At 73.6% G+C, this 1,313-nt stretch carries 2 protein-coding genes; both read left to right on the top strand.

What is annotated here, in order from left to right; translation table 11 throughout:
• Window positions 1–295: DUF2752 domain-containing protein (locus tag C6N75_RS29205; RefSeq protein WP_146132713.1), on the top strand; the 295-nt coding region annotated here is incomplete at its 5' end.
• Window positions 296–487: 192 nt separating this feature from the next.
• Window positions 488–1,297 (top strand): indole-3-glycerol phosphate synthase TrpC, encoded by an 810-nt coding sequence (gene trpC / locus C6N75_RS29200; protein ID WP_105871850.1) that lies wholly within the window; start codon window positions 488–490, stop codon window positions 1,295–1,297.
• The last annotated feature ends 16 nt before the right edge of the window (window positions 1,298–1,313 follow it).

Below are 1,313 nucleotides of genomic sequence, written 5' to 3'. Positions count from 1 at the left end.
GCCACCACACCATGACGGCGGCGAAGGCCAGGTAGCCGAGGACGGCTGCGGCGGGCTGCGCAGCGCGCACGCCTTCGTCACCGGGGACCTGTCCACCGCGCTGGGGGCCAACGCCGCCGCCGTCCTCGGCTACCTGGCCTTCGCCGCCGTCATGGTGTGGTGGCTGACCGGGGCCGTCCGCGCCCGCCCGCTGCGGCTCGCCGTCCGGCCGGTCTGGTGGTGGGCGACCGGCGCCGCGATGGGCGTGTTCGCGGTGGTCCGCAACCTGCCGTTCGGCTCCGCTCTCGCACCCTGAGACGGCCCGGCTCTCCGCCGTTCGGTGTAAAAGAGCAGGTCAGGCGCGTGTGGTGAGTGCCCGGCGGCGCTGCGGCGTCAACCGGATGCGAAGCTTCGCCCTACCTCCGGATACCATCGAGATGACCGGTTCCGGTCCCGTATCGCCGACTGTTCCGCCGACCGTTTCGCCGACCTGGAAGGGGCCCCTCGCGTGAGTGTGCTCGACGAGATCATCGACGGCGTCCGCGCCGACCTCGCAGAGCGTCAGGCGCAGGTCTCCCTCGACGAGCTCAAGGAGCGGGCGGCCAAGGCCCCGCAGGCCAAGGACGGCGTGGCCGCACTGCGCGGCGACGGCGTCAAGGTCATCTGCGAGGTGAAGCGCTCCAGTCCGTCCAAGGGCGCGCTCGCCGCCATCGCCGACCCCGCCGGACTGGCCGCCGACTACGAGGCCGGCGGCGCCGCGGTGATCTCCGTCCTCACCGAGCAGCGCCGCTTCGGCGGCTCGCTGGCCGACCTGGAGGCCGTCCGCGCCCGGGTCGACATCCCGGTGCTGCGCAAGGACTTCATCGTCACCGCCTACCAGCTCTGGGAGGCCCGCGCCTACGGCGCCGACCTCGCCCTGCTGATCGTCGCCGCCCTGGACCAGCCCGCGCTGGTCTCCCTCATCGAGCGGGCCGAGTCCATCGGCCTCACCCCGCTGGTCGAGGTGCACGACGAGGAGGAGGTCAAGCGCGCGGTCGACGCCGGCGCCCGGATCATCGGCGTCAACGCCCGCAACCTCAAGACCCTCAAGGTCGACCGCGGCACCTTCGAGCGCGTCGCCCCCGAGATCCCGGCGCACATCGTCAAGATCGCCGAGTCCGGCGTGCGCGGCCCGCACGACCTGATCGCCTACGCCAACGAGGGCGCCGACGCCGTCCTGGTCGGCGAGTCCCTGGTCACCGGCCGCGACCCCAAGGCCGCCGTGGCCGACCTGGTCGCCGCCGGCGCCCACCCCGCCCTGCGCCACGGACGGGCCTGACCGCCCCCTGCCATGA

This window comes from Streptomyces solincola (assembly GCF_002982015.1).
Taxonomy (GTDB): Bacteria; Actinomycetota; Actinomycetes; order Streptomycetales; family Streptomycetaceae; genus Streptomyces; species Streptomyces solincola.
Note: the sequence above shows the minus strand (reverse complement) of the source record. Positions and strands in the feature narration are given on the sequence as shown.